Source organism: Acinetobacter sp. ACNIH3 (genome assembly GCF_002918965.1).
Classification (GTDB): Bacteria; Pseudomonadota; Gammaproteobacteria; order Pseudomonadales; family Moraxellaceae; genus Acinetobacter; species Acinetobacter schindleri.
Window position 1 is genome coordinate 1 of the sequence record NZ_PQLP01000150.1, and the last position, 740, is coordinate 740.

Genomic DNA, 740 nt, shown 5'->3' on the forward strand with positions numbered 1-740 from the left:
CAGCGCTGGTTGAATGATTTTAAACGGTATTTACAACAGACTGAACCAGAGCAATCTGTCAAAACAAACAATTATTTAATTTACCTGCTAGATCAGTCTGTCAGCTTAAAGAAATTGACAGTTGATGTTCAGAAGGCCAGACGCATTAAAAATGGCTCAATTGCGGGGGAAAGTTATTATACCCAATATGAAAATATCACCAGAAAGCATCTGACTTTACCTGAACAAAAACGACAATTATTTAACCAGATTTATTATTATGCCAAAATAAACAGTGACGAACGCTTTTATCAAAGCAATCTTGATATCTCCAGCATTTTATTGGAGCATTTCAAATCTTTTATTCAAAGTGGCGATGTATACTGGCAAAAAAAGAGCCATACTGCACTTCAATGGTCAGAACAAGGCTATCACATCGAACTGATCTGGCAACAAGGTGTAAACAAACAGACAGAGCATTTAAACATTGAATTGGTCAATGGTGATATTCGACTCGATTTGAAATCAAATCCACATATTCAGATTCTCGCGAGCCATCCACCATGTTATGTGGATATTCAACAGAACACGGTGGGCCAGTTATATGGTGAATATACGGCAAATCTTCTGTACCATTTTTTACAGATGCCTGATCTTCCATCTATGCTCTTGCCAGAGTTTGAGAAACTGACTCATCAATATTCAGACGTGAAAAATCTGCCTCAGCCCGAGTCTATTCAGCATATTGATGTCCTTGAGGG

The 740-nt window shown here is 37.8% G+C and carries 1 pseudogene; it reads left to right on the forward strand.

From position 1 onward, the window contains the following. A pseudogene (locus tag C3420_RS17750) lies at positions 1–740 on the forward strand (heavy metal resistance protein CzcA); the annotation flags it as partial.